Source organism: Jeotgalibacillus marinus, assembly GCF_040801915.1.
Taxonomy (GTDB): domain Bacteria; phylum Bacillota; class Bacilli; order Bacillales; family Jeotgalibacillaceae; genus Jeotgalibacillus; species Jeotgalibacillus marinus.
Window position 1 is genome coordinate 1 of sequence record NZ_JBFMIA010000027.1, and the last position, 25328, is coordinate 25328.

Consider the following 25328-nt stretch of genomic DNA (forward strand, 5'->3'; position numbering starts at 1 on the left):
CCAAATTCTAGACTGTGTCTAAAATTTGGGGTGCAGTTCATACTTGGCGGTCTTTTATATACTTATGAATTAAAATTATGTGCAAAAAAAGAGCCTAGCAATCAAGCTAGACCCTTGTTTATTTTTTATCGGTGGTTGTTATACTTAAATTTTACGTGTATTTCATCATCTTCTACTTCTACCTCTAATTCAACATCAGCTAAGAAATCCTCATATTGCCAACCTTTTTCAATACCTGCAGAGAAGTGTGCCTTTGCTGGATTTCCTTTTGTTTCTATATGGTTTTTAACACCCACTTTATCAACTAGCCATCCTTGTCCAAAACCATGAGGCATGGTTAAAAATTCTTCAAAATTCCACGGTGCAATCGTACCCCAAGGTGAATATATTTTACTCTTACCTTTTTCCATGTGAAGTATGTATAAAGTGAATCCCATTTCTTGAAAATCATAATCATATTCATTGTCATTTGAATATGGACCTACTATCAGGTTGGTCGTCGCAGTAATCGTATAATTACCAACTCCATCTCGAGCGTACTCTCCTGCATCGTACTGAGATAAACCTATTGTTCCTACCTCAACACCATTGTGTTCAATAATTGCATGTTGGTCTATAGAGTTGTCTAGTTCAAATGTAGCTTCCCATTCATCTAATGGAATTACTGGGAAAACGTCTTCAAATACAGGGGGATATTCAGTGTGTTGATTATCCAAGATAGATATATTTGTTTCTTCTGTAGGAACTTCTGCCTTTGCATAATCTGTACTTACTAAAATTCCACCCATAAGAACAAAACTTGATAAACCCACAATACTCTTTTTCATAACCATGATTAAACTCCTCCTTTAAAATAATAGAATACTAAATAAATATAACAATAATTAGTTACAAAATTATAAATTTTTTAATTATTTTAAATAAAATTAAAAATATTTAATACTCTCGAACTCTGAATACATAAGATTACAGGAGACTGATGTTGGTTTTGGAATAAAGTTCGATTAAAAATGTTCCAGAAACGTTGATTTTAATAGAAGGAAAAGAACTCGTTTTAAATAAAGATTGCAAAATGGGTGCTTCTCTTTAAATGGATCGCTTAATTTTTATAAAAAAGTTTGATCAAAGTATATATCCAAAGGGGTAAAACGGTCGAACTTTTTTATAAAATCTTTATTTCAAATCCACATCTGAATCGTTTGTAAACGAATATGATCATCAAGAGGTTGACTTATTAAAGAGAAACGATAAAAAACTACCTTATGGATACGCATAAGGTAGTTTTTGCGTGTGTCTTAGGGATTATGCCTATTTGTTTTTAGGAGAATTACTACTATTATTAAAAATAGGTTTATTGTTTGACGGTCTTATAGTTGGTCTTATAGTTGGTGGATTTGGTTTTACATAATGAGGGTCTGACTTAGGTTGATAACTTTCTTCTGCTTTCTCTTTGCTAGAGGGACTATAAAATTCCCCTGGTATTTTTTCTTGGCGTTTATTTTCCTTCGTCATTGTCTTCTTGACCTCCTTCAACAAATTCAATTGCTTCAATAAAATTGCTCTTTATTAGAATTGAAGTATTCTTCTTAGTCCACTCGCCACTCTTAATATCAATCTCATAAGCTTCTTCAAGAAAAATATCTCTTTCGTTTGATGTTGATGATGCAACGGATTTTTCTCCGTAATATCCTCCAATAACCCTATCACCTGTTAGATTAATCATCACATATTTAGGTTCAGTAACTTTACTAAATTTATAATCCCATGCAGTTGGTATAGTATGAATGGGGTGTACCCCAGCCATTTGAAACGACTCTTTAATCCACTTTTGAAACCACGCTGTGTTTGAAAGAACTCCAACAGCGAAACCTATTATAGCCGGTCCAATGATAATAACAATGGACAAAAGAAAGTATGTCAAAATGGTCGATTCGGGGCCTGAAATGTAATTGATCACATCCCAAGAACCTGGCGCTGAAAGATAATTTGCAATAACCCAAAGAAATAATAGGTTATTAATAAAACTAAATAATAAATATCTGATTAAAGCGTTTTGGTTGGTATGTGGAGCCTGTGGTAAACATTTTCTGTAAACAGAATCAATAATAAATCCAGGAACAATAAAACTAAATGAAATAATCAACATTTCTAAGCTGGTTATTGTCAAAGACTATCACCTCTCCTTCTAAAAATATACGGTAGCATTTATATTACATATTGCTACAAAAAAAGAATTTTAGTCCGATTATCTTCTGAGGGAATTCTATCTAAAATTTTGTTGACCAAGCTGACCCTACATAATTGCAATGCACTATATAAGACCATAATAAAGACCATACAAACGCTTATATAGCAGTGTTTAAGCTAGTTCTATCCTATTTTAGAATAAGATATATGCGGTCTTAATCGGTCCGTGTACTCCTACAATAAGTTTCATTTCAATATCTGCGGAGTTGCTTGGTCCTGTGATGAAGTTGATACAGGATGAGAGTACGGTGCCGTCCTGTATTTTGTTATGGATAATAGTTGTTGCCTGGGTCATTCTAGGTACAATTGAAGTAACCGGAATTAGGGCGATATAGTTGGTTGGGAGCAGACTGACAGTAGTAGCTTTTTTCGCTCCACTGAACAATACGACGGTACCTGATTCAGCTAGTGTAATATCGCTGAAGGTAATACCGATATTGGCTTGTTCAGCCAGGGTAATATTTTTATCGTCGATCGAAGGGTTCCACATAGAGGTGTCATTTCTTTCAAACAGAGATGACAGTCCATGCTGTTCAAAACGGGGATCATCCCATGTGATGATTGGTCCGCCACCGTATGATTCAATTACCTGATTCAACGTTTCTAACAATTTATTCTCTTGTTTTACACGTACGAAATCAGTATGAATGACCTGACATTGTTTTTCTAATACAGTGATTAATTCTTCCTTCGTGGCATTTTCTAAAACCCTATTCTGTGGGGAAGAGGACCACTGAGGCTGTGCGACAGTGGTCTCGATCGTGTCGCGACCAAGCCTTGAGGATATGTTTTCTAAAAAAGAATCTCGGTTATGAACGGTACCTATTTTCATCCATATGACCTCCTTTTGCTCTTGATTTCATCCAATCTCGGAAGCGTTCCTGATCGGGAGCCGGAAAGTCGCGGCTATCCGTCCAAGACTTTAAAGGTCCAGGTCCTTTTGAAATGGACTGGTTCTCTCCAACAAAAGGCTTCATCGCCATAGGAGCAAATTTGCTTCCCATTTGATAAAGGGTGGATGAAGAGGTTCCAAAACCAAATGCTTTCATGATAAGTTTCTCGCTTACAGGCGCTTTGCCTTCACGTTCTACAATTACTTGCCGGTGCTTGTGAAGGAGGTCGTGCAACGGGATTTTCACAGGACAAGCCTCTGAACAGGCGGCACATAAGGTAGAAGCGTAAGGAAGCTCTTTATGATCTTCATATCCTTCAAGTAATGGGGTCAGCACAGCACCGATCGGCCCTGGATAAATAGAGCCATATGAATGACCGCCAACATGACGATAAACAGGGCAGACATTAATGCAAGCAGCACAACGAATACACTGAAGGACGGATTGGAAATCTGTACCTAGGATCGAGGAACGCCCATTATCAATAATGACAAGGTGAAATTCTTCAGGGCCATCCACTTCGTCTTCCATTCTAGGTCTCGTTAACGCTGTGACATAGCTTGTCAGTTTCTGCCCAACCGCACTGCGAGTCAATAAACTCACTAAAATATCCAGCTCTTCAAAGGTGGGAACAATGCGCTCCATGCCCATCACGGTAATCTGTGTTTTGGGCAGGGACGTAACGAGGCGGGCGTTACCTTCATTTGTGACGAGAGTGATTGATCCGCTTTCTGCTACGGCAAAATTACATCCGGTGATCCCGATATCAGCTGATAAAAATTCCTTTCGAAGCAGTTCTCTTGCATGCAGCGCCAGCTCTTCTGGCATCTCACTTTTTGTGTAGTTTAATTTTTCTTTAAATACATCACGTATTTGCTCCTTATTTTTATGGAGAGCAGGAGCAACGATATGGGAAGGTGGATCATGATCATCTACCTGAAGGATATATTCACCGAGATCCGTTTCAATTACTTCACATCCTGCTTTTTCTAGACATGAGTTTAAACTAATTTCTTCTGTAACCATGGATTTTGATTTCACTACTTTTTTGCCATTCTTAGATTGAACGACATCTCGGATATAATGATTCGCATCCTCAGCTGTAGCAGCGAAAAAGACGTGGCCGCCGCGTTTTGTCACATTTTCACTCAATTGATTCAAATAAAAATCCAAATGTTCAAGCGTATGTTGGCGAATTTCTTCACCAAGTGAGCGCCATTCCTCCCAATTGCCGAGCTCTTCCATTGCATTCGCTTTTCTTTGTTGAAAACGCTCTTGTGCACTGGACACAGCACCTCGCATAACCGGATTATTTAATCCTTTTTCAACTCGTTGATTAAATGGACCTTCACCAATTTTTATTGCCATGATACACACCTCCTTTAGTGGCTATTTAATACCTCTGCTATATGCATCACTTTTACTGGTCTTTTCTTGCGGTCAATTCGGCCTTTAATATTCATCAAACAGCCACAATCAGCACCGATTAAAAAGTCTGCGTTAGATTCCTCAATATGTAATACCTTTTCATCGACCATTTGTTCAGAAATCTGTCCCATTTTCACTGAGAATGTTCCGCCAAAACCACAGCAGTTTTGCGACTTATGTAAAGGAACAACCTCAAGACCTTGCACGTGACTAAGAAGAGTAAACGGTTCGCATTTTGCGCCCAGCAAACGGGTCATATGACAGGAAGTGTGTACGGTCGCTGTGCCATTCAATGTAGCACCGACATCTTTGCACTTGAGTACTTGTACGATGAATTGTGTTAATTCGTACGTTTTGTCTGCGATACCTTGAGCGCGCTGTTGCCAGTCAGGATCATCTTTTAAAGCATGAGGATATTCTTTGAACATCGTCGCGCACGAACCGGAAGGAGTGACAATATATTCTGATGGTTCAAATACGTTGATCATATGCTTTATCGCTTGTTTTGCATCCTTCACATATCCGCTATTGTAAGCGGGCTGACCACAGCAAATCTGTCCTTTTGGAAATTCAACCTCACAGCCTAATCTTTCTAAAAGCTCAACCGTTGCCTTTCCGACATTCGATTGGAACATATCGACTAAACACGTAGCAAACAACGTTACTTTCATGGAAGGCCTCATCTCCTCGATTATAATCAAGGGTCATCTAATGAATGACCCTGTTAGTACTATGATAAAGAGGTTTTTTGACAATGAAAAGAGTTAAGAATGAATTTTCTGAATAAATATACTTTATAGTGTAAGTTTTTAAAAATCACAGTGATTTTTAAAATGGAATAATGTCTCATAATTACTAGTCGTAGCTGTCTATTGTGTTCTGAATTATATAAAAATTTTGTCAAAAAGGCTTTCTTGTCTTACACTAGGCATAGGGAGTTTTCCAAGTTCTTGAAACTCTGGTATCACTAACATCCAATCTACTTAATAAATCAATTTCATCATTATTTAAGGAGTGAAGAAATCCTATGCTGCTAGTAGAAAACTTATCTAAAGGTTACGATGAGCGACTAGTTGTTAAAGACCTCAACTTATCAATTAAAAAAGGAGAATCTTTTGGGTTGCTTGGACCCAATGGAGCAGGTAAATCAACGGTAATAAGTATAATTAGTGGTTTATTTTCTCCAAATGAGGGTTCTGTAACGGTTGGCGGAATCGACATGTTGAAGAATACAAAAAAAGCACAGCAATTAATCGGTGTCGTTCCACAAGAAATTGCCTTGTATCCAACGATGAGTGCAAAAGAAAATTTAATGTTTTGGGGGCGGATGTATGGTCTCCGTGGAACCCAATTACAAAACCGGCTTAATGAAACGTTAGAGATTATAGGGTTGACTGATCGTGCAAAAGACAAAATTAATGAGTTTTCAGGCGGTATGAAGCGAAGGGTAAATATTGGTGCGTCCATTTTACATAATCCACAATTATTAATTATGGATGAGCCCACTGTTGGCATTGATCCACAGTCTAGGAATCATATTTTAGAAACTGTAAAATTACTGAATGATGATGGAATGACAATTATTTACACAAGTCACTATATGGAGGAAGTTCAATTGTTGTGTGAACGAATCGGTATTATGGATCATGGTCAATTAATTGCGTGCGGTACGATTAAAGAGTTGGTTGATGTGGTTGGAAATAAAACGAGTGCAGTTCTTGCTTTAAAAGAATCGATAATAGAACGTGAGAAATTGGAAAGTTTCTTGGAAAATCGATTTCCAAAAAGCCTCGTACAAGTAAAAGAACAAGAAATAATCGCTTTTGATCGCGAACCACAAAAAATATTAAGTGATCTTATACAAGCCACAACAGAATATGGTGCGAAAATTGCAACGGTCGAAATGCTAGAGCCAAACTTAGAGAGCGTTTTCTTGCACCTCACGGGTAGGAACTTACGAGACTAAGGGGGGAGGGGACGATTTATGAGTATTTGGATTGTTATTAAAGACATCTTGCAATTTAGTCGAGATAAAAAAAGTTTTATCTCATTATTACTAATGCCACTTATTCTCATAGCAATCCTTGGAGTCGCTTTTGGAAATATATTTGGTGATGATGAAAATGTAAAGATTCAACGATTTACGGTTGGAATTGTTGATAAAGATAAATCAGATTATAGCCGAATACTCAAGGAAGAAGTATTTGAAAAAAGTCTTGTTGATATGGTTGAGTTGAAACCGATTGATGAAGAGGCGCTTATACAAGAAATAAATGATAAAACGTTAAAATTGGGGATCATTATTCCTGAAGATTTCTCTGCCTCTTTACAATTAGGGGAACAGACTCAGATTGGTTTAATATCTGGAGATGATGCAAGCATTCAAACGACAGTCATTGAAAGCGTCATCGATCAATTCGCGCACATTGTAAAGGGGAATATTGTAATTGGAGAACTGTTAGGGGAAATACGAGCTGATATTGAACAGCAAGGGAGTGCCAATCCTAACGCAGAAAGTCCAAATACCGAATTTGATGCAACGGAAATAGAGAACCCGATGACAGAACAGTCGATCAGCAGCGATCAAGAACCTATAAGCTCTTTCCAATATTACGCAGCAGGCATGGGAGTCATGTTTTTATTAATGACGGTAGTAATAACGGTTGGCTTGATGATTGAGGAAAAAGAAGATGAAGTATACAACAGGTTACTTATAACACGCTTAAAACATAGGCAGTATTTATTAGGGAAATTCATAGGGCTTATCCTCATCTGTCTTGTTCAGTTTACGATTATTATTCTAGGAACCCGTTTATTGTTTCAGGTTGATTGGGGAAATTCAATAAGTGCGATTATATTAACGGTTTTAAGTTTCACAATAAGCGCTTCGGGGATTGGCGTATTTATTGGATCTTTTATTAAGAGTGAAAAAACTTTTAATAACATTGGAATCATTTGTACCCAAGTATTGGCGGCAATAGGTGGTAGTATGGTACCTCTGTACTTATTCCCTGAATGGCTGATATATATTTCTAAAATTATACCTAATGCCTTGGCGCTACAAATGTTTTTGGATGTAATGTCTGGTGCAGGTATTAGTGATATCGCTCTTGAAGCCACAGTTTCAATTTTGATAGGAATTGTTTTATCACTAATCGCTTGGGTTCGACTTTCTTGGAAAAGGGGAGTTAAGTATGCGTGAAATATTTAGTATCGTCTTTTTCAGGATTAAATTAATGTTTAAATCACCTGCAACAATCGTACTTTTATTTGTCATGCCTCTTGTATTTAGCTTTGTTTTCGGTAGCCTTCAAGCAGGAGATGAAGAAAAACCAGTTGTGAACATTGTTGAATCGGAAAATGAGTTAGGTATAGAAATTGCTAAGCTTTTGAGGCAAAGCAATAAATATAAATGGACAACGGTTTCGTTAGAAAAAGCAAAAAAAAATGTTGATGACCAAAAAGCTATTGCAGCTATCGTTATTCCAGATGATATGGAAAAACGATTACAGGAAAAGAGCCCACTTTTTGAGACGATTGTTTATCAAAAAACGGAGCAATATTTAGCACTTGCTCCTTACTTAGAAGGCACTGCAATATTAGTCCATCAAATTTTTAATGATAGTATGCAGTTACAAGTAGGTGAATTTCAAAATGTCCTTAGAAGTATGGCTAGTAATAAATTAATTGAATTAACTAACCAATCAGTTGGGGGTTTGGATGAAGAACCGGTCAACCTAACGCCAATTGGTTTCACAATCATGTTTATGATGTTTGCGATCACTGGTGCTGCTTCGGCCATCCATACAGAACGAATTCAAAAAACGTGGCAGCGTCTAAATACATCACCTATCAATCGATTCCAACTGCTATTTGGCTATCTATTATCTTTTTTTGTGATTGGCTGGATTCAGTTGGCAACTTTAATGGTTGTAATGAAAATTATTTTTGGTGTTAATTGGGGCAATCTGTTTTATCTAATCCCTTTTTCTTCCCTTACAATACTAATGATTGTAGGCTTTAGTATTATGATAGCTGGCCTAACGAAAACGAAAAACCAGGCAGAAGTCTTTAATGCAATATTAATTGTAAGCACTTGTATGCTTGGTGGTGTCTATTGGCCACTTGATATTGTTCCCCCTATAATGCAGCAAATTTCCAAACTTGTCCCACAAAGTTGGATGATGTCTGGGTTTGAAGAAATAATGAGCGGTAGCATAAATCAATCTATTTTAAATATGAATATAATCGTTTTAGGAGGCTTTACTAGTCTATTTTTAGTAATTGGTCTGTTTAAACTGAATCGTATTCAATAAGAGGATTAAGCACCTCCTCACACTCGTGGATCAAACCACGAGTGTGAGGAGGTGTTTTGATTCCAGAGGGTATGATCATGAAACTATATTCACTTATACATTTCTTCTTGTTAAATGAAAGGGTTTTCACTAAAAGTGTCGAATGGTGTAAAAGGGGAGAATAAAAGATAAAGAGGAACTGGGGGGGAATCACATAAAACGAATTATCAGGTTTTCAACTACGATGATGGAGCGTTATTTACCGGACCCATTCTTATTCGTTGTGATTTTAACGCTTGTTGTTTTTGGCTTAGGACTAGCTTTAACAGGTTCTTCACCAGTAGAAATGGTTGCGTTTTGGGGAGAAGGATTTTGGGGATTATTAGCTTTTTCTATGCAAATGGTGCTGGTGCTTGTCACAGGGTTTGTTCTTGCAAGCAGTCCGATTTTCAAAAAAGGATTAGGGAAATTAGCGAGCTTTGCTAATACCCCTGGTAGTGCAATCGTTTGGGTGACACTTGTATCACTTGCCGCGAGCTGGATTAACTGGGGGTTTGGGCTTGTTATTGGGGCACTATTTGCAAAAGAACTTGCCAAACGTGTACCCAATGTCGATTATCGCTTATTAATTGCTAGTGCGTATTCAGGGTTTTTAATTTGGCACGCTGGATTTTCTGCATCCATTCCACTTTCTATTGCAACAGACGGGCATCCGTTTATAGATCAGATTGGTATTATCCCAACGAGTCAAACCATTTTTGCTAGCTACAACGTGATTATTGTGTTGATGCTTATTGTTATTTTACCTATCTTAAATCACTTGATGATGCCGAATAAAAATGAGACCGTTGTGGTAGATTCAGATATTTTGAAAGAAGAACCAGTGGAAAAAGTTCCAACCAAAGATTCCTTAACACCAGCAGAAAAATTAGAAAATAGCTGGATTTTATCAATGGTTATTGGCTTATTGGGGATATCATTTTTAGTGTACTATTTCAACCACAATGGCTTTGCACTGACGCTCGACATCGTTAACTTCCTGTTCTTATTTTTAGGGGTATTATTCCATGGAACGCCACGCAAGTATTTGATTGCGGTTCAAAATGCAGTAAAAGGAGCGGGAGGCATCATTATTCAGTTCCCGTTCTATGCTGGAATTATGGGCATGATGACCGCTTCTGGGCTCGCTGCAATTATGTCGGAAGCATTTGTTAATATCTCAACCGATTTCACATTTCCTTTATTTGCATTCCTAAGTGCTGGGATTGTTAACTTTTTTGTGCCATCAGGTGGAGGGCAATGGGCTGTTCAAGCACCGATCATGCTCGATGCAGCTCAATCACTCGGGGTTGAACCAGCAAAAGTAGCGATAGCTGTTGCATGGGGAGATGCTTGGACCAATATGATTCAGCCATTCTGGGCGCTTCCTGCACTTGCGATTGCTGGATTAAAAGCAAAAGATATCATGGGTTTTTGTTTGATTATTTTATTCGTAAGTGGAGCGGTAATAGGATTAGGATTACTTCTATTATAAATTTGGTAACGTTCATTCATGTGAAGAAAACTCACCGAGTAATTGTTCGGTGAGTTTTTTGGCGGCATAAATTCTGCGAAATCCAGCAAACTAATATAAAATATCTATACTCACCTTGTGTCTTTATACCTGTAACGTTAAACTATACACGATATGATCCATTATTCAGGGGGGGATTCCCATGAGGAGAGCATTAATAAATATAGATTACACGGTTGATTTTGTTGCAGACAATGGATCTTTAACATGCGGACTGCCTGGTCAATTGATAGAAGATCAACTAACAACGTTAACAAAAAAGTTTCATGAAAATGGTGATACGGTTGTTTTTGCTATTGATCTTCATGAAGGAAACGACACGCATCACCCCGAAACAAAACTTTTTCCACCTCATAACATTCGAAACACAGAAGGAAGAAATCTGTATGGTTCTCTACAATTGCTGTATGATATGATTCAAGATGAAAAAAATGTGATATATATAGATAAAACGCGTTACAGTGCATTTGCTGGAACAAACCTTGAGCAGAAATTACGAGAGCGTGGTATTAATGAGGTTCATTTAGTCGGAGTATGCACCGACATATGCGTACTTCATACGGCTGTAGATGCTTACAATAAAGGTTTTAACATAGTAATTTACAAAGACGCGGTGGCTAGTTTTAATCAAGCTGGACACGACTGGGCGTTACAACACTTTTCTTCAACACTTGGAGCCACGGTAGTTTAGTACGCAATTAAGGAGCTAATTACGATGAATAAAGATTTTCCAGACGATAGTCTCATGCTACATACGGATCTTTACCAAATTAATATGGCAGAAACGTACTGGGAAGACGGCATGCATAAAAAGAATGCTGTGTTTGAATTGTTTTTTCGCTCGTTGCCTTTTGGTAATGGCTATGCTGTTTTTGCTGGTTTAGAGCGAGCGATTCAATATTTAAATGAGTTTCGTTTTACTGAAACAGATCTTGATTATTTAGAAGGTGAACTTAATTATAAAAAAGACTTTATTGCATTTTTACGGGATTTGCGATTTACAGGAACGGTTCACTCGATGCGAGAAGGCGAACTTGTCTTTGGTAACGAACCAATTATGCGAATTGAGGCACCACTTGTGGAAGCGCAACTTGTTGAGACTGCTTTATTAAATATTGTGAACTACCAAACGCTAATCGCAACAAAAGCATCGCGCATAAAACAGGTGGTTGGAGACGAAACACTGATGGAGTTCGGGACAAGACGTGCCCATGAACTTGATGCTGCCGTTTGGGGAACAAGAGCAGCGTATATTGGCGGTTTCGATGCGACAAGTAATGTGCGCGCAGGGAAAGTGTTTGGTATCCCAGTCTCTGGGACTCATTCACATGCGATGATTCAAGCGTATCGTGATGAATACACAGCGTTTAAAAAATATGCTAGACGCCATACGAACTGCGTATTCTTAGTCGATACGTATAATACGTTAAAATCTGGAGTGCCAACTGCCATTCAAGTTGCGAAAGAATTGGGTGATGACATTAACTTTATCGGAGTACGTCTCGATAGTGGTGACATCGCTTATTTGTCAAAAGAGACGCGTAAAATGTTAGATGGAGCAGGTCTTAATGATGCAAAAATTATTGCGTCAAATGATTTAGACGAATACACGATCCTCAATCTAAAAGCACAAGGAGCAGTTGTGGACATTTGGGGAATCGGTACAAAGCTAATTACTGCTTACGATCAACCGGCACTTGGTGGAGTGTACAAGCTTGTTTCGATTGAAAATGAACAAGGTGTTATGGTGGATACAATCAAAATTTCAAATAATACTGCAAAAGTGACAACGCCTGGGCTTAAACGTGTGTACCGTATCATTAACAAACTCAACAACAAATCAGAAGGGGATTACATCACGCTCGAAGACGAAAATCCTCAAGAAGAAAATCACTTGAAAATGTTTCATCCAATTCATACATTTGTGACGAAATTTGTAACCAATTTCGAAGCAAAAGATCTTCATCACACAGTATATGAAAACGGGAAAGTATGTTATACGACACCACCGCTTAATGAAATTAAAGATTATTTAAAAGAAAATTTAGAGTTGCTTTGGGATGAGTACAAACGCTCCATGAATCCAGAAGAATATCCAGTGGATTTAAGTCAAAAATGTTGGGATAATAAAATGCGAAACATTCAAGAAGTCAAGCAATCCATTCGAAATGCAACAGTAAGATACTAAAGGAAATCTTTATTAATTCGTGGTATCTAAAATTAATTTGAGGTGAATAAAGTGATAACTTTACAGCAGCAAATCATTGAAGAGTTGGGTGTAAAACCTATAATTGACCCCAAAAAAGAAATGCGAAAAAGCATTGATTTTTTAAAGCATTATTTGAAAAAAAACTTTTTTTTAAAAGGATTTGTTTTGGGAATATCAGGAGGTCAGGATTCTACGTTGTGCGGGAAACTTGCCCAGCTTGCTGTTAATGAAATGAACGATGAAGTTGGTGAAAAGCGCTATTCTTTTGTAGCAATTAGACTACCATATGGCGTGCAAGGAGATGAACAAGATTGCCAAGATGCACTTTCATTTATCCAAGCAGATGAGGTAATCGTTGTTGATATAAGGCCAGCAGTGAACCAAAGTGTCGCATCGCTAAATAAGGTTGGTATCGAACTAACTGATTTTCTCAAAGGAAACGAAAAAGCACGCGAACGAATGAAAGTCCAGTTCTCTATTGCAGCCGTTCGCCAATCAATTGTCCTCGGAACCGATCATGCAGCTGAAGCGATTACAGGATTTTATACAAAGTTTGGAGATGGGGCAGCAGATGTTTTACCTTTATTCCGTTTAAATAAGCGGCAAGGTAAACAGGTATTGAAAGAACTTGACTGCCCCGAACATCTTTACCTTAAAAAACCAACTGCCGACCTTGAAGAGGATCGTCCTCAATTAGCAGATGAGGATGCGCTTGGTGTGACGTATGACGAAATTGATGATTATTTAGAAAATAAATCGGTGAATGAAGCTGCTCGGGAGAAGATTGAAGAGCATTATATGCGCACAGAGCATAAACGCCATTTGCCCATCACGATTTTTGATGATTTTTGGAAGTAACATTATTCACTAGAATGGGATTAAATTGTAGGGTTATAGGCAATGATGAAGGTACCCCCTTTTGCTGTTCATTGCTTCCCTATGAACACATAAAAACCTGATTGATGAAAGGGGAAACCCTTTTAGTCAATCAGGTTTTTATATTGAGTGTTGAGTGGACTGTCTTAAGGTAGAAGCCCGCCGCGAAGTGTAGAAGACGGACCACTTGTGCTGTTATAAATAGTTGTAACACACGTTGATTTCTTATATTCTGAAGTAAATTGTAAATAATTGTGGAAAAAAGGAAACATTCAATAGATTGAACTTTATGGATCTTTATGAATCTATGGGGAGGGAAAGAAATGTACCATCAGAAGTTAGAAAAAATTCTACATAACGTTGAGCAAGTTATGATTGGGAAGCGCAATGTCGCTGAACTAAGTGTGGTCGCACTTTTAGCCCAAGGGCATGTTTTACTCGAAGATGTACCAGGTGTTGGGAAAACGATGATGGTTAGAGCGTTAGCGAAGTCTATCGGCGCCAATTTTACACGAATTCAATTTACTCCAGATTTATTGCCATCCGATGTAATCGGCGTATCCATTTATAATCCGAAAGAAATGGAGTTCCAATTTCGTCCGGGTCCGATAATGGGAAATATTATTCTAGCAGATGAAATCAACCGTACTTCACCAAAGACACAATCCTCTCTATTAGAAGGAATGGAAGAAGGTAGTATCACAGTCGATGGTGTAACGAGAACACTAGGCAATCCGTTTTTCGTTATGGCGACCCAAAATCCGATTGAATACGAGGGAACGTATCCGTTGCCAGAAGCACAGCTGGATCGTTTTTTGTTGAAAATGAAAATGGGCTATCCAAATGCACAGGAAGAAATGGAACTCTTAAATCGCATTCAGTTTTCTCCGCCGATTGATGATCTACAATCCGTCATCACACTTGAGGAATTAACACTGCTTCAACGGGAAGTTAGACAAATCATAGTTGATGAAACGATTAAAAGTTATATCGTTAACTTAGCAGGAAAAACGAGAGAGCATGCAAATGTTTATTTAGGTGCAAGTCCGCGTGGATCAATCGCATTAATGAAAGCGTGTCAAGCTTATGCGATGCTTCATGGACGAGACTATGTTTTACCGGATGATGTTCAATTCCTAGCGCCGTATATTTTCTCTCACCGTATTATTTTAAAATCAGAGGCAAAATATGAAGGGATTCAACCCGAGGAAGTGATCGAAAGAATAATCGCTCGTACGCCAGTACCTGTTCAAAGGATTGCGAAATAATGGTGAAAAACATCTGGAATTGGCTTAAAGAAATCAGCAATTTTCTGCTACTGATCGTTCTTTTAGCTGGTACATTCTCGTATGCGATGTTTCAAGGAGGATTTGTTAGCTGGTTTTTATTTTACAGCTTTTTACCTTTTGGATTGTATTCAGTCTTAGTGATGCTGTATCCATTAGATGACTTTACTGTTACACGTAAAATTAAATCACAAGACTTAAAAGCAGGTTCACATGTAACGATCAATATTTCACTCAAACGAAAATTCCCCATTCCACTATTCTATTTGGTTATGGAAGATCAAGTATCCACAAGTATTTTTTCAACAAAAGAACGAACACAGGTGAAAAAAATGATTCATCCGTGGTTTAGGAAATCAATCGAGCTTGAATATGAAATTGAAAATCTACCTCGTGGTGAACATATTTTCTCTGGACTTGAGCTGAAAACGGGTGATTTTCTGGGCTTGTTTCAGAAAACGCGATCACTAGAAGAAAAAGATTCACTCTTAGTCTATCCTTCTTTTATAGAGATGAAGTATCAGCCAATGAACGTGCGGTTTGATCAAGGCGTGGCATCAACAGAAGTGAAAATTCAGCGTGATTCAACAATGGTCAACGGGTTAAGGGAGTATCAATCAGGAGATCGCGTCTCATGGATTCATTGGAAATCGTTTGCTCGTACAAATGATCTTATGACCAAAGAATTTGAAGAACGAAAATCACATGATGTTTGTGTGATCTTAGACCGCACACCTTCGATTTTATTTGAAGATATGGTGACCTTTGCTGCTTCACTAGCAAGAGCAGTTTTAAAAAGAGGGGATCAAGTAGGGTTTATTTCTTCGGGGAGAACAAAGCAGCAACTACCTGTACGGAGCGGTGAAAATCATCAACAACAGATTTTTTATCAATTAGCAAAAGTGCAAGGAGACAGTCAAGAGACAATTGAGCAAGTGTTAGAAAAAGAGGTGAGCAGTTTCCAACAATTAGCATCTTGTTTGGTTATCACATCTAAACTGACAAGCCCGCTTGTTCATCAACTACACGACTTTACAAAAAATAATCATGCAGTAGCCATTTTTTTAGTAAAAGGATCAAATGATAAGATAACGGTAGAAGAGCAAAGGTTAAAAGCATTAGCTTCCTCCAAAGGAATTTGGATCAAAGAATGTCACACTGGTCATTTCTCAAATGTATTTTCGGAGGTGAAGAGAGCATGATGCGTCGTTTTAGTTGGGCATTTTTTGTGCTTTATTTTTTGAGTTTCTTGTTAATTTGGGAATGGATTCGTCCGATTGACCAAATCACAAATGTAAACTACCTTCATTTTTTTGTGATTTTTGCAGGGCTTGCTCTCTTGCTTTATTTTTTTGAAGTAGATTGGCGAGTCGCTAGTGTTATAAAGTTGATTTATATTATCATTGTATTGCAACGACTGCATTTTGATGTACCGTTAATTGGGGAAGGAACGTGGTCTACAGAGCTAGTTTTATCTTTATGGGATAGTCTTATTTTAACGGTCCAGCAGGAATGGAGTAGTGTGAGTGATGTGTACCGTAGTTTACTATTTTTTATTGTGCTTTGGCTAACAACCTATCTAATTCATTATTGGGTTTCTGTTAGGAAGCAACTATTGCTTTTTTACGTACTCACTGTTGCTTATGTGGCTTTACTAGATACATTTAGCGTTTATCGTGGAGATGCGTCGATGGTGCGAATCGTTTTGATCGGTTTCTTGCTGATGGGGCTGTTAACTTTTCAGCGGATTTTAGAACAAGAAAAACTTCACCAATCAGTGAGGCAATATCAAAAATGGGTTGTACCACTTGCTGTGATGGTCTCATTTAGTTCGATGGTTGCCTACGCTGCACCAAAAGCGGAACCAATTTGGCCAGATCCTGTTCCGTTCATTCAATCTTATTCTGAAGAAGCGAGGGGCGGTGGTGTAAAGCGCCTTGGTTACGGATTAGATGATTCTGAGCTCGGAGGTCCATATGTTGGAGACGATTCAAAAGTCTTTGATGTGATGACAGTTGGAGAACAATATTGGCGCATTGAAACGAAGGACCACTATACAGGTAAAGGATGGGGAAACTCATCACCTGTTATGGGAGAAGGGCCCAGCTTTACTTTAGGAGAAATCGTACCATTAAACTTATCCGAAATAAATGAGGATTCAGAGTCGATTACAGCTACAATGGATATTAACCTTGAATATAGTCATCTTGTTTATCCATACAACCCCATTTTTTTAGAGACTGGAGATGCAGATCAATTTATTGTTGATTCCATTAACGAAAAGATTACTTCTCTTACAAATGATGAACCAACCGAGCTATCAGAATATGAATGGACATTTCGTGAGCCACGCTACAGCTTAACGGAATTACGTGAAACAACAGGGCCCGGTGAGTATGAAGGGACATCGGAATTAGATCGTTACCTTGAGCTTCCAGAAGAACTTCCAGACCGCGTTCGTGAATTAGCGCTCGAGATTACTGAAGGTGAAGACAATTGGTATGATAAAGCAAGTGCGATCGAAAAATACTTTTCTCAAAGTGGTTTTACTTATGACGAAACGGATGTCCCTGTTCCAGAAGATGATCAGGATTATGTCGATCAGTTTTTATTTGAGACACAAAGAGGGTATTGTGATAACTTTTCAACTTCTATGGTCGTTCTTTTACGAGCAGTTGATATTCCGGCACGCTGGGTAAAAGGGTACACAGAAGGAGAAAGGATTGGGCCTGCTGAAAATGGATTAACGGAGTATGAAGTTACGAACAATAATGCACACTCATGGGTTGAAGTGTTTTTCCCTTCTCTAGGTTGGGTGCCGTTCGAGCCAACCGTTGGCTTCCAAAATAACGTATCTCTTACGAACGATTTGGAGTTAGACACTGAAGAATCCGCAGCAGATACACAAGAAGAACCTGCACAAGAAGAAACACAAGAACAGCCACTGCCACTTGAAGAAGATGGATCTGATGGAAATGGGGGAACTAGTCAGGGCTTTTCATTTGCAAAACTATGGGAAGATCTTAAACAGTTTTCTTCAGAAAATAAAATGGCGATGATCAGTATGGGTATTGGACTTATTGCCATTGCTACAGTCCTCTATCGTGTTCGCTATCGCTGGTTGCCACATGTACTTATTGTGTATTTTTCCTTGAAGAAAGATAACGAAACGTATTCAAAAGCCTATGTATCCTTGTTAAGGCAATTGGATCGTTATGGATTGAAACGTAAAGATACACAAACACTAAGCGCTTATGCCAAAGAAGTTGATTTGTTTTTCGGCACCAAAGAAATGAGTAAGCTCACTAACCGATATGAGCAGATCGTTTACAGGCAAGATCCTCATGCAACTCAATGGAAAGACATGCGTGAATTGTGGGAAAATTTAATTAAACGAACAACCGGTTGACCTGCATGTTAACAGACGTTAAAATGATTTAAATTAAACAAAACAGAATATACCCCTTCATATATGTTCGATAATAGGGTTCGAATGTTTCTACCAAATCACCGTAAACGATTTGACTATGAAGGTGGTCTTTTTCATCGTGTGACTTGTTTCGGTCATTCTATGTTTATTTGAGACCACCTGATATTTCGAACGCTTGAAGGGAAGGAGTAAAAACTCTTTTTCATTGAGCGTTTTTTCTATTCTGTAAGTATTTGCTTGTAAAATTTGATCGTATGAGGTGACACTATGATAGGTAAGGAAGAAATGCACAATCAACAAATGATCGTTGTTTTAGATTTTGGTAGTCAGTACAACCAATTGATCACGCGTCGTATTCGTGAATTTGGCGTATACAGCGAACTTCATCCACACACGTTAACAGCAGAAGAAATTAAAGAACTCAATCCAGCAGGTATCATATTTTCTGGTGGACCAAACTCAGTTTATGACGAAAACTCTTTTCGTGCTGATGAGCGCATTTTTGACCTAGGGATACCAGTGCTTGGTATTTGTTATGGTATGCAGTTAATGACCATGCATTTCGGAGGAAAGGTCGAAAAAGCGAAAAATCGTGAATATGGAAAAGCAGATATTCAGATACAAGAAGCAAAAGGTCTCTTTAAAGACTTACCAACAACACAAACAGTTTGGATGAGCCATGGTGATCTAGTGGTGGAAGCGCCTGAATCGTTTGATGTTGTCGCAACAAACCCATCTTGTCCAATCGCATCGATCAGTAATGAAGAACAGAAACTATATGCTGTTCAATTTCACCCAGAGGTTCGTCACTCTGTGCACGGAAATGATATGCTGAAAAACTTTGTATTTGACGCATGTGCCTGTACTGGGGACTGGTCGATGGAAAACTTTATTGAAGTTGAAATGGAAAAAATCCGTCAAGAAGTTGGCGATCGAAAAGTCCTATGTGCCCTAAGTGGAGGGGTAGATTCTTCCGTTGTTGCGGTGTTAATTCACAAAGCGATTGGCGATCAACTTACGTGTATGTTCGTGGATCATGGCCTTTTGCGTAAAGGTGAAGCAGACAGCGTAATGAAAACTTTCTCAGATGGCTTTAATATGAACGTGATTAAAATTGACGCACAAGATCGTTTCTTGTCTAAATTAAAAGGTGTTTCTGATCCTGAGAAAAAACGTAAAATCATCGGTAATGAATTTATTTATGTATTCGATGATGAAGCAACTAAGCTTGAGGGAATTGACTTTTTAGCTCAAGGAACGCTATATACAGATATTATTGAGAGTGGAACGGCAACTGCTCAGACGATTAAATCGCACCATAACGTCGGTGGTCTTCCCGAAGATATGCAGTTTACGCTGATCGAGCCACTTAACACGCTTTTCAAAGATGAAGTACGCGCGCTCGGTAGTGAACTGGGTATTCCAGACGATATTGTTTGGCGTCAACCATTCCCAGGTCCAGGTCTAGGAATTCGTGTGTTGGGTGAAATCACTGATGAAAAACTTGAAATCGTTCGTGAATCTGATTGGATCTTACGTGAGGAAATTAAAAAAGCGGGATTAGATCGTGATATCTGGCAATATTTCACCGTTCTACCTGACATTCGCAGTGTAGGAGTGATGGGAGATGCACGTACGTATGATTACTCAATCGGTATTCGTGCGGTAACATCCATAGATGGTATGACTTCTGATTGGGCACGTATTCCATGGGATGTATTAGAGAAAATTTCTGTACGTTTAGTGAATGAAGTAAATTCAATCAACCGCGTGCTGTATGATGTAACGAGCAAGCCACCTTCCACAATCGAATGGGAATAGGCGGATATTACCAGTGTGATTACGATATAATGTTCGTGTTTGGCGTTGACGTAGTCTCTAGAGACTGCTACAATAACGCTTATACAAATTTATAAAACATTCGTCGTATAACATCGGTAATAGGGTCCGGAAGTTTCTACCAAGCCACCGTAAATGGCTTGACTACGAGGTATTGAATGCACAAAAAGCAGGTCAAGGTTTTGAATCTTGTTTTTGTTTTGTCATTCTTATATCGACACAGTCACCCCCTAAACGACGCATTCGTTTAGGGGTTTTTCTTGTTATATTAACGATTAACTACGGAGGGACAGAATGAAGAAGTATTTTCAGTTTGAGGAATTAGGAACAACGTATCGCAGAGAATTTGTTGGTGGTCTAACAACTTTCCTGGCAATGGCTTATATTTTGGTTTTAAATCCAACTACATTGACTCTAATGGATATAGAAGGGTTACCAGATGCACTACGTATGGATTACGGCGCAGTTTTTGTGGCAACAGCACTTGCTGCAGCAATGGGATCATTCGTTATGGGGGTTATTGGGAAATACCCGATTGCGCTTGCACCAGGGGTAGGGTTGAGTGCATTCTTTGCTTATTCAGTTGTGCTGACTCAAGGGATACCTTGGCAAACAGCACTCACAGGTGTACTGATTTCAGGACTAATTTTTATCGTTTTAACATTTACAGGTATTCGAGAGAAAATTATTAATGCTATACCAGCTGAACTTAAGTATGCTGTTGGTGCCGGTATTGGATTGTTTATTACTTTTATCGGATTGCGAAATGCTGGGATCGTTGTTGGTGATGAAAATACCCTAGTCGCTCTAGGAGATCTTACACAAGGCAACACACTTCTCGCCATTTTTGGCATATTTATTACTGTTATCCTCATGACACGCAAAATAAAAGGTGGAATTTTCTTCGGGATTGTTTTGACATCAATCGTAGGGATGATCGTTGGTTTAATACAAACGCCAAGTGGTTTCATCGAACCAGCTCCTAGTCTCGCACCGACATTTGGTGCTGCTCTTGAGCCGATTTTTAACAGCCCGGGCGAATTATTCACCATTCAACTATTGGTAGTTGTTTTAACATTCCTTTTCGTAGATTTCTTTGACACGGCGGGTACGTTAGTTGCGGTCACAAATCAAGCAGGTTTGATGAAAGACAACAAACTACCTCGTGCGAATCGTGCGCTACTCGCAGATTCGACAGCCACAGTTTTTGGTGCTGTACTTGGAACGTCAACGACCACTTCTTACATTGAATCATCAGCAGGTGTTGCTGCAGGTGCAAGAACAGGATTTGCTTCAGTCGTTACAGCAGGACTTTTCGTCTTATCAATTTTCTTCTTTCCATTACTTGAAGTGATCACGAGCGCAGTCACAGCCCCAGCTCTGATCATCGTCGGTGTGCTCATGGTATCCGCACTAGGGAAAATCGATTGGACAAGATTTGAAGTTGCACTCCCAGCTTTTCTGACGATTATTGCAATGCCGCTTTCTTACAGTGTTGCAACAGGGATTGCGATCGGCTTTATTTTCTACCCAATTACGATGATTGTGAGCGGGAAAGTCAAGCAGGTTCACCCAATTATGTATCTACTGTTTGTAATCTTTATTCTTTACTTCATCTTCCTTTCATAATAAAGTAAAATGAAGATGAAATATTGTTGAAAGAAGCCAAAAATGATGAAATGAAGCCGTTGAATTTGGCTTCTTTTTTTGCTTTAATAAGTTAAGGTAAATAGTAAAAGCTAACAAGTAAATGTCTATATAAAAAATGGGTGTGAAGTAGAGCATGTCTTATAAGATAGTGAAAATATTAAATAATAATGTTTTGATTGCGAAAGACCCGCATTTAAAGGAAGTTGTTTTGATCGGTAAAGGTATTGGTTTCAAACGTCAAGTTGAGTCCACGATTGAACAATCAGAAATCGAAAAACTCTTCATTTTAAGGGATCAATCTGAGCAAGAACAATTTAAAAAATTGTTACCACATGTTGAGGAAGACTTGTTAAAAGTAATTATATCTTCTATTGAATTAATTCGAGAACGAACAGAATCTTTTTTAAACGAGCGTATCCATGTAGCCTTAACGGACCACTTAGTTTTTACCGTTAATCGTTTAATGAGAGGAATAGCGATTTCTAATCCATTTTTACTTGAAACGAAAGCGATTTACCCTTATGAATATGAAATTGCAAAAGAAGTCGTCCAATTAATAAACGACAGAACACATCTAGATCTTCCTGATGAAGAAATCGGATTTATTGCCCTTCATATCCATAGCGCGATGGTGAATCGAAATGTTCATGAGGTAAGTGCTCATTCTCAAATGATTGGGAGATTGATTCAGTTAATTGAAAGTCAATTGAAGGTGACCATAGACAGAGAAAGCATCGACTACATGCGCCTTGTCAGGCATTTACGCTTTACAGAAGAGCGTGTAGTACGAGGTGAGCGTGTCGAAGAACCAGAAAAAATCGCTGAGCTCTTGAAAGAAGAATACCCAATGTGTTACAATTTGTCGTGGAAGCTGATGAAGATTATGCAGCAAACATTAAAAAAACCAATATTTGACGCAGAAGCTGTTTATTTGACCATGCATCTGCAACGAATTCAACAAAAATTTAAGTGACGTCATTATTTTACCTTTACGTGTTACTGATACGATCAGGCATGAGTAAAGAAGATGATGAATTTTGAGGCACGTGAATTATTCACTTGTCCAATTTTCATCAACTTCTAGACTCATGCTTTTTTTGTTTGCCTAATCTTTTTCAGCGAAAATAAAAAATATGAAATAGGAGGTTTCACATGTTTAAAAAGTTATTCGGTTCATTGCAAAAAATCGGTAAAGCACTCATGCTTCCAGTTGCAATTCTTCCTGCAGCAGGTCTACTTCTTGCTCTCGGTAATGCTTTGCAAAACGACACATTGATCAATCTTGCTCCTTTCCTGACAGCAGATTGGATCGCAATGGTCGCAAGTGTCATGGAAGAATCGGGCGGGATTGTATTTGGTAACTTGCCTCTGTTATTCGCAGTTGGTGTTGCGATAGGTCTTGCTGGAGGTGACGGGGTAGCAGGTCTCGCTGCTATTGTTGGTTACCTCATTATGAACGTTACAATGGGAACGGCGCTAGGGCTTGATTTAGGTATGGTAACTGGAGCTGAAGTTGATCCTGCTTATGCGCTCGTACTCGGAATTCCTACCCTTCAAACTGGGGTGTTTGGTGGTATTATAGTGGGTGCGCTCGCCGCGTCTATGTACAACCGTTTTTATAAAATTGAATTACCATCATACTTAGGATTCTTTGCTGGTAAACGTTTTGTACCGATTGCAACAGCTGGTGCAGCTGTACTTGTTGGTTTAGTAATGTTACTTATTTGGCCTATTGCACAAAATGGACTTAACTACTTCTCTCACAGCCTTTTAGGTATCAACATGGGACTTTCAGCTTTCATTTTTGGTGTGATTGAACGTGCATTAATTCCATTTGGACTACATCATATTTTCTATACACCGTTTTGGTTTGAGTTTGGTCAGTACGTCAATAGTGCTGGTGAAATCGTTCGAGGAGATAATTCAATCTTCCACGCACAAATTAAAGATGGTGCGGAACTTACAGCTGGAACATTTATGACAGGTAAATACCCGTTCATGATGTTTGGTCTTCCAGCAGCTGCTCTTGCGATTTATCACGAAGCACGTCCAGAAAAGAAAGTATTCGTAGCTGGGATTATGGGTTCCGCTGCTTTAACATCATTTTTAACAGGTATTACAGAACCAATTGAATTCGCATTTCTATTTGTAGCACCGTTGCTTTTCGCGGTTCATACAATTTTTGCGGGTCTTTCATTCTTAACGATGTATCTTCTTGATGTAAAAATCGGGATGACTTTCTCAGGCGGTCTAATCGACTTCCTTCTATTTGGTGCACTTAATCCACAAACTCATTGGTGGTTAGTTATTCCAGTAGGGCTTGTCTTTGCTGTTATCTACTACTTTGGTTTCCGTTTTGTTATTCGTAAGTTCAACCTTAAGACGCCAGGTAGAGAAGTTGATGAGGAAGATGAAGGAGACGGAAAAGCTGCAGCAGGTTCTACGTCAAAATCAGACTTGCCTTACGATATCTTAGATGCTCTTGGTGGACCGTCAAACATTTCTAATCTAGATGCTTGTATCACAAGACTTCGCGTGCAAGTAAATGAGCCAAGCCAAGTGAACAAAAAAGAACTCAAGAACCTTGGTGCAGCAGGCGTACTTGAAGTAGGTAACAACATTCAAGCAATTTTTGGGACGCGTTCTGATAGCATTCGTCATGAAATGAAAGATATTATGGATGGCAAAGCACCAAGACCGACTAAAGTGGACCCGTCGAAAGAAGTCAAGAAGGAAATTGAAGAGACTGTACCAACAGCTATTCAAAATGATGTATCTTCTTCACATGACTTTGTCTCTCCACTAAACGGTAGGGCTGTTGCAATAACAGAAGTCCCAGATCAAGTTTTCTCTGGGAAAATGATGGGTGATGGCTTTGCGATCATTCCAACATCAGGTCAAGTGCACTCTCCTGTTGATGGTAAGATTGTAAATGTCTCTCCTACAAAACATGCGATTGGAATTGAATCAACAAGCGGTCGTGAAATCTTGATCCACTTCGGTATCGATACTGTGAAGTTAAAAGGAGAAGGATTCGAGACACACGTAGCAGAAGGAGATACAGTTAAAGCGGGAGACTTGCTATTAACCGTAGATCTAGAAGCTGTCCAACCTAAAGTTCCTTCAATCATTACACCGATCATCTTTACGAACCTTGTAAACGATGAAGAAGTAAAAGTGGTTAAAGAAAACGTAAGTGTTGGGGACGACAATATTGTTGAAGTGAAATAGTAATTGAGAAAGAAGCTGGCTTTGGTCAGCTTCTTTTCTTATATTACAAAGTGAATGAAGGATAGGGGGTTATTTTTAAAAACCTAAAATAAAGTATGGATTTGTTTTTAAAAGTTATTGACGTGTTCATTGGGTGTGTGGTAAATTAGTAAAGTTCTCTTTTGGAGGATGATAATTGATATGGCTTGTAAGTTGTGTTTTTTGGTTTTTTAACGACTTCGTTTTGGACTTGAAGGATTTAATATAATCTAAAAAAACACTTTACAAACTACCATATCAAATGGTATTATAATGAAGTCGATTAAGAGATTGACGCAAACGAAACACCTTGAACCTTGAAAACTAAACAACCTAAAACGTCAACGTTAATT

At 38.5% G+C, this 25328-nt stretch carries 20 protein-coding genes and 2 riboswitches; of the genes, 14 read left to right on the top strand and 6 right to left on the bottom strand.

The features are described from left to right. Nucleotides 1-125: 125 nt before the first annotated feature. The 6 genes from AB1471_RS15655 to AB1471_RS15680 all read right to left on the bottom strand — a co-directional run bounded on the left by AB1471_RS15655 (nt 126) and on the right by AB1471_RS15680 (nt 5239). Nucleotides 126-833, bottom strand: a complete 708-nt coding sequence (locus AB1471_RS15655; protein WP_367780703.1) for a hypothetical protein — start codon at nt 831-833, stop codon at nt 126-128. A gap of 475 nt (nt 834-1308) precedes the next feature. After that, complete coding sequence (locus AB1471_RS15660) at nt 1309-1512, bottom strand: hypothetical protein (protein WP_367780704.1); 204 nt, start codon at nt 1510-1512, stop codon at nt 1309-1311. Beyond that, on the bottom strand, nt 1496-2167 hold the full coding sequence (locus AB1471_RS15665; protein ID WP_367780705.1) for a DUF6338 family protein: 672 nt from the start codon (nt 2165-2167) through the stop codon (nt 1496-1498). Before AB1471_RS15665 ends, AB1471_RS15660 begins: the two co-directional genes overlap by 17 nt. A 213-nt stretch (nt 2168-2380) precedes the next feature. Next, entirely contained in the window at nt 2381-3079 is a 699-nt protein-coding gene (locus AB1471_RS15670; protein ID WP_367780706.1) for a LutC/YkgG family protein, read from the bottom strand. Next, the gene (locus tag AB1471_RS15675) at nt 3057-4508 is read right to left on the bottom strand and encodes a LutB/LldF family L-lactate oxidation iron-sulfur protein (protein ID WP_367780707.1); all 1452 of its coding nucleotides are present in this window, start codon (nt 4506-4508) and stop codon (nt 3057-3059) included. The genes AB1471_RS15670 and AB1471_RS15675 overlap by 23 nt, the downstream gene beginning before the upstream one ends. Nucleotides 4509-4522: 14 nt before the next feature. Then, a complete protein-coding gene (locus AB1471_RS15680) occupies nt 4523-5239 on the bottom strand; it encodes a (Fe-S)-binding protein (RefSeq protein WP_367780708.1) in 717 nt (238 codons plus the stop codon). A 356-nt stretch (nt 5240-5595) separates the two neighbouring features. On the opposite strand from AB1471_RS15680, the gene AB1471_RS15685 reads away from it, so the two are divergent. The 14 genes from AB1471_RS15685 (at nt 5596) to ptsG (ending at nt 24957) form a co-directional block, all read left to right on the top strand. Further along, nucleotides 5596-6534 carry an ABC transporter ATP-binding protein gene (locus AB1471_RS15685; RefSeq protein WP_367780709.1) on the top strand — a complete coding sequence of 313 codons (939 nt, stop codon included), beginning with the start codon at nt 5596-5598 and terminating at the stop codon, nt 6532-6534. A gap of 18 nt (nt 6535-6552) precedes the next feature. Beyond that, nucleotides 6553-7770, top strand: a complete 1218-nt coding sequence (locus tag AB1471_RS15690) for an ABC transporter permease (protein ID WP_367780710.1) — start codon at nt 6553-6555, stop codon at nt 7768-7770. Then, nucleotides 7763-8884: an ABC transporter permease gene (locus tag AB1471_RS15695; protein ID WP_367780711.1), complete on the top strand. Its 1122-nt coding sequence runs from the start codon at nt 7763-7765 to the stop codon at nt 8882-8884. The genes AB1471_RS15690 and AB1471_RS15695 overlap by 8 nt, the downstream gene beginning before the upstream one ends. A gap of 193 nt (nt 8885-9077) precedes the next feature. Beyond that, nucleotides 9078-10397 (top strand): short-chain fatty acid transporter, encoded by a 1320-nt coding sequence (locus AB1471_RS15700; RefSeq protein ID WP_367780721.1) that lies wholly within the window; start codon nt 9078-9080, stop codon nt 10395-10397. 181 nt (nt 10398-10578) lie between these two features. Then, entirely contained in the window at nt 10579-11127 is a 549-nt protein-coding gene (locus AB1471_RS15705) for a cysteine hydrolase family protein (RefSeq protein ID WP_367780712.1), read from the top strand. A gap of 24 nt (nt 11128-11151) precedes the next feature. Next, complete coding sequence (locus tag AB1471_RS15710) at nt 11152-12624, top strand: nicotinate phosphoribosyltransferase (RefSeq protein ID WP_367780713.1); 1473 nt, start codon at nt 11152-11154, stop codon at nt 12622-12624. A 54-nt stretch (nt 12625-12678) separates the two neighbouring features. After that, on the top strand, nt 12679-13503 hold the full coding sequence (gene nadE, locus AB1471_RS15715; RefSeq protein WP_367780722.1) for an NAD(+) synthase: 825 nt from the start codon (nt 12679-12681) through the stop codon (nt 13501-13503). Nucleotides 13504-13844: 341 nt separating this feature from the next. Continuing rightward, nucleotides 13845-14789, top strand: coding sequence for an AAA family ATPase (locus tag AB1471_RS15720; RefSeq protein ID WP_367780714.1), 945 nt, complete (start codon nt 13845-13847; stop codon nt 14787-14789). After that, complete coding sequence (locus AB1471_RS15725) at nt 14789-16009, top strand: DUF58 domain-containing protein (protein WP_367780715.1); 1221 nt, start codon at nt 14789-14791, stop codon at nt 16007-16009. Before AB1471_RS15720 ends, AB1471_RS15725 begins: the two co-directional genes overlap by 1 nt. Further along, nucleotides 16006-18216: a transglutaminase TgpA family protein gene (locus AB1471_RS15730; protein WP_367780716.1), complete on the top strand. Its 2211-nt coding sequence runs from the start codon at nt 16006-16008 to the stop codon at nt 18214-18216. Before AB1471_RS15725 ends, AB1471_RS15730 begins: the two co-directional genes overlap by 4 nt. Before the next feature lie 37 nt (nt 18217-18253). Next, nucleotides 18254-18355: riboswitch (purine riboswitch) on the top strand. 149 nt (nt 18356-18504) lie between these two features. Then, nucleotides 18505-20058: a glutamine-hydrolyzing GMP synthase gene (gene guaA / locus AB1471_RS15735; RefSeq protein ID WP_367780717.1), complete on the top strand. Its 1554-nt coding sequence runs from the start codon at nt 18505-18507 to the stop codon at nt 20056-20058. 83 nt (nt 20059-20141) lie between these two features. After that, nucleotides 20142-20243, top strand: a riboswitch (purine riboswitch). Between the two features lie 127 nt (nt 20244-20370). Continuing rightward, nucleotides 20371-21705 (top strand): NCS2 family permease, encoded by a 1335-nt coding sequence (locus AB1471_RS15740; RefSeq protein ID WP_367780718.1) that lies wholly within the window; start codon nt 20371-20373, stop codon nt 21703-21705. 154 nt (nt 21706-21859) lie between these two features. After that, nucleotides 21860-22699: a glucose PTS transporter transcription antiterminator GlcT gene (glcT, locus tag AB1471_RS15745; RefSeq protein ID WP_367780719.1), complete on the top strand. Its 840-nt coding sequence runs from the start codon at nt 21860-21862 to the stop codon at nt 22697-22699. 179 nt (nt 22700-22878) lie between these two features. Beyond that, complete coding sequence (gene ptsG / locus AB1471_RS15750; protein ID WP_367780720.1) at nt 22879-24957, top strand: glucose-specific PTS transporter subunit IIBC; 2079 nt, start codon at nt 22879-22881, stop codon at nt 24955-24957. Nucleotides 24958-25328: the final 371 nt, after the last annotated feature.

Excerpts from the sequence above, each read along its gene's own strand:
- AB1471_RS15705 (WP_367780712.1), top strand. The coding sequence starts at position 10,579 with ATGAGGAGAGCATTAATAAATATAGATTACACGGTTGATTTTGTTGCA.
- AB1471_RS15685 (WP_367780709.1), top strand. The coding sequence starts at position 5,596 with ATGCTGCTAGTAGAAAACTTATCTAAAGGTTACGATGAGCGACTAGTT.
- AB1471_RS15690 (WP_367780710.1), top strand. The coding sequence starts at position 6,553 with ATGAGTATTTGGATTGTTATTAAAGACATCTTGCAATTTAGTCGAGAT.
- AB1471_RS15720 (WP_367780714.1), top strand. The coding sequence starts at position 13,845 with ATGTACCATCAGAAGTTAGAAAAAATTCTACATAACGTTGAGCAAGTT.
- AB1471_RS15730 (WP_367780716.1), top strand. The coding sequence starts at position 16,006 with ATGATGCGTCGTTTTAGTTGGGCATTTTTTGTGCTTTATTTTTTGAGT.
- guaA (WP_367780717.1), top strand. The coding sequence starts at position 18,505 with ATGATAGGTAAGGAAGAAATGCACAATCAACAAATGATCGTTGTTTTA.
- AB1471_RS15740 (WP_367780718.1), top strand. The coding sequence starts at position 20,371 with ATGAAGAAGTATTTTCAGTTTGAGGAATTAGGAACAACGTATCGCAGA.
- AB1471_RS15710 (WP_367780713.1), top strand. The coding sequence starts at position 11,152 with ATGAATAAAGATTTTCCAGACGATAGTCTCATGCTACATACGGATCTT.
- glcT (WP_367780719.1), top strand. The coding sequence starts at position 21,860 with ATGTCTTATAAGATAGTGAAAATATTAAATAATAATGTTTTGATTGCG.
- AB1471_RS15725 (WP_367780715.1), top strand. The coding sequence starts at position 14,789 with ATGGTGAAAAACATCTGGAATTGGCTTAAAGAAATCAGCAATTTTCTG.
- AB1471_RS15655 (WP_367780703.1), bottom strand. The coding sequence starts at position 833 with ATGGTTATGAAAAAGAGTATTGTGGGTTTATCAAGTTTTGTTCTTATG.
- AB1471_RS15670 (WP_367780706.1), bottom strand. The coding sequence starts at position 3,079 with ATGAAAATAGGTACCGTTCATAACCGAGATTCTTTTTTAGAAAACATA.
- AB1471_RS15680 (WP_367780708.1), bottom strand. The coding sequence starts at position 5,239 with ATGAAAGTAACGTTGTTTGCTACGTGTTTAGTCGATATGTTCCAATCG.
- AB1471_RS15695 (WP_367780711.1), top strand. The coding sequence starts at position 7,763 with ATGCGTGAAATATTTAGTATCGTCTTTTTCAGGATTAAATTAATGTTT.
- AB1471_RS15660 (WP_367780704.1), bottom strand. The coding sequence starts at position 1,512 with ATGACGAAGGAAAATAAACGCCAAGAAAAAATACCAGGGGAATTTTAT.
- AB1471_RS15675 (WP_367780707.1), bottom strand. The coding sequence starts at position 4,508 with ATGGCAATAAAAATTGGTGAAGGTCCATTTAATCAACGAGTTGAAAAA.
- ptsG (WP_367780720.1), top strand. The coding sequence starts at position 22,879 with ATGTTTAAAAAGTTATTCGGTTCATTGCAAAAAATCGGTAAAGCACTC.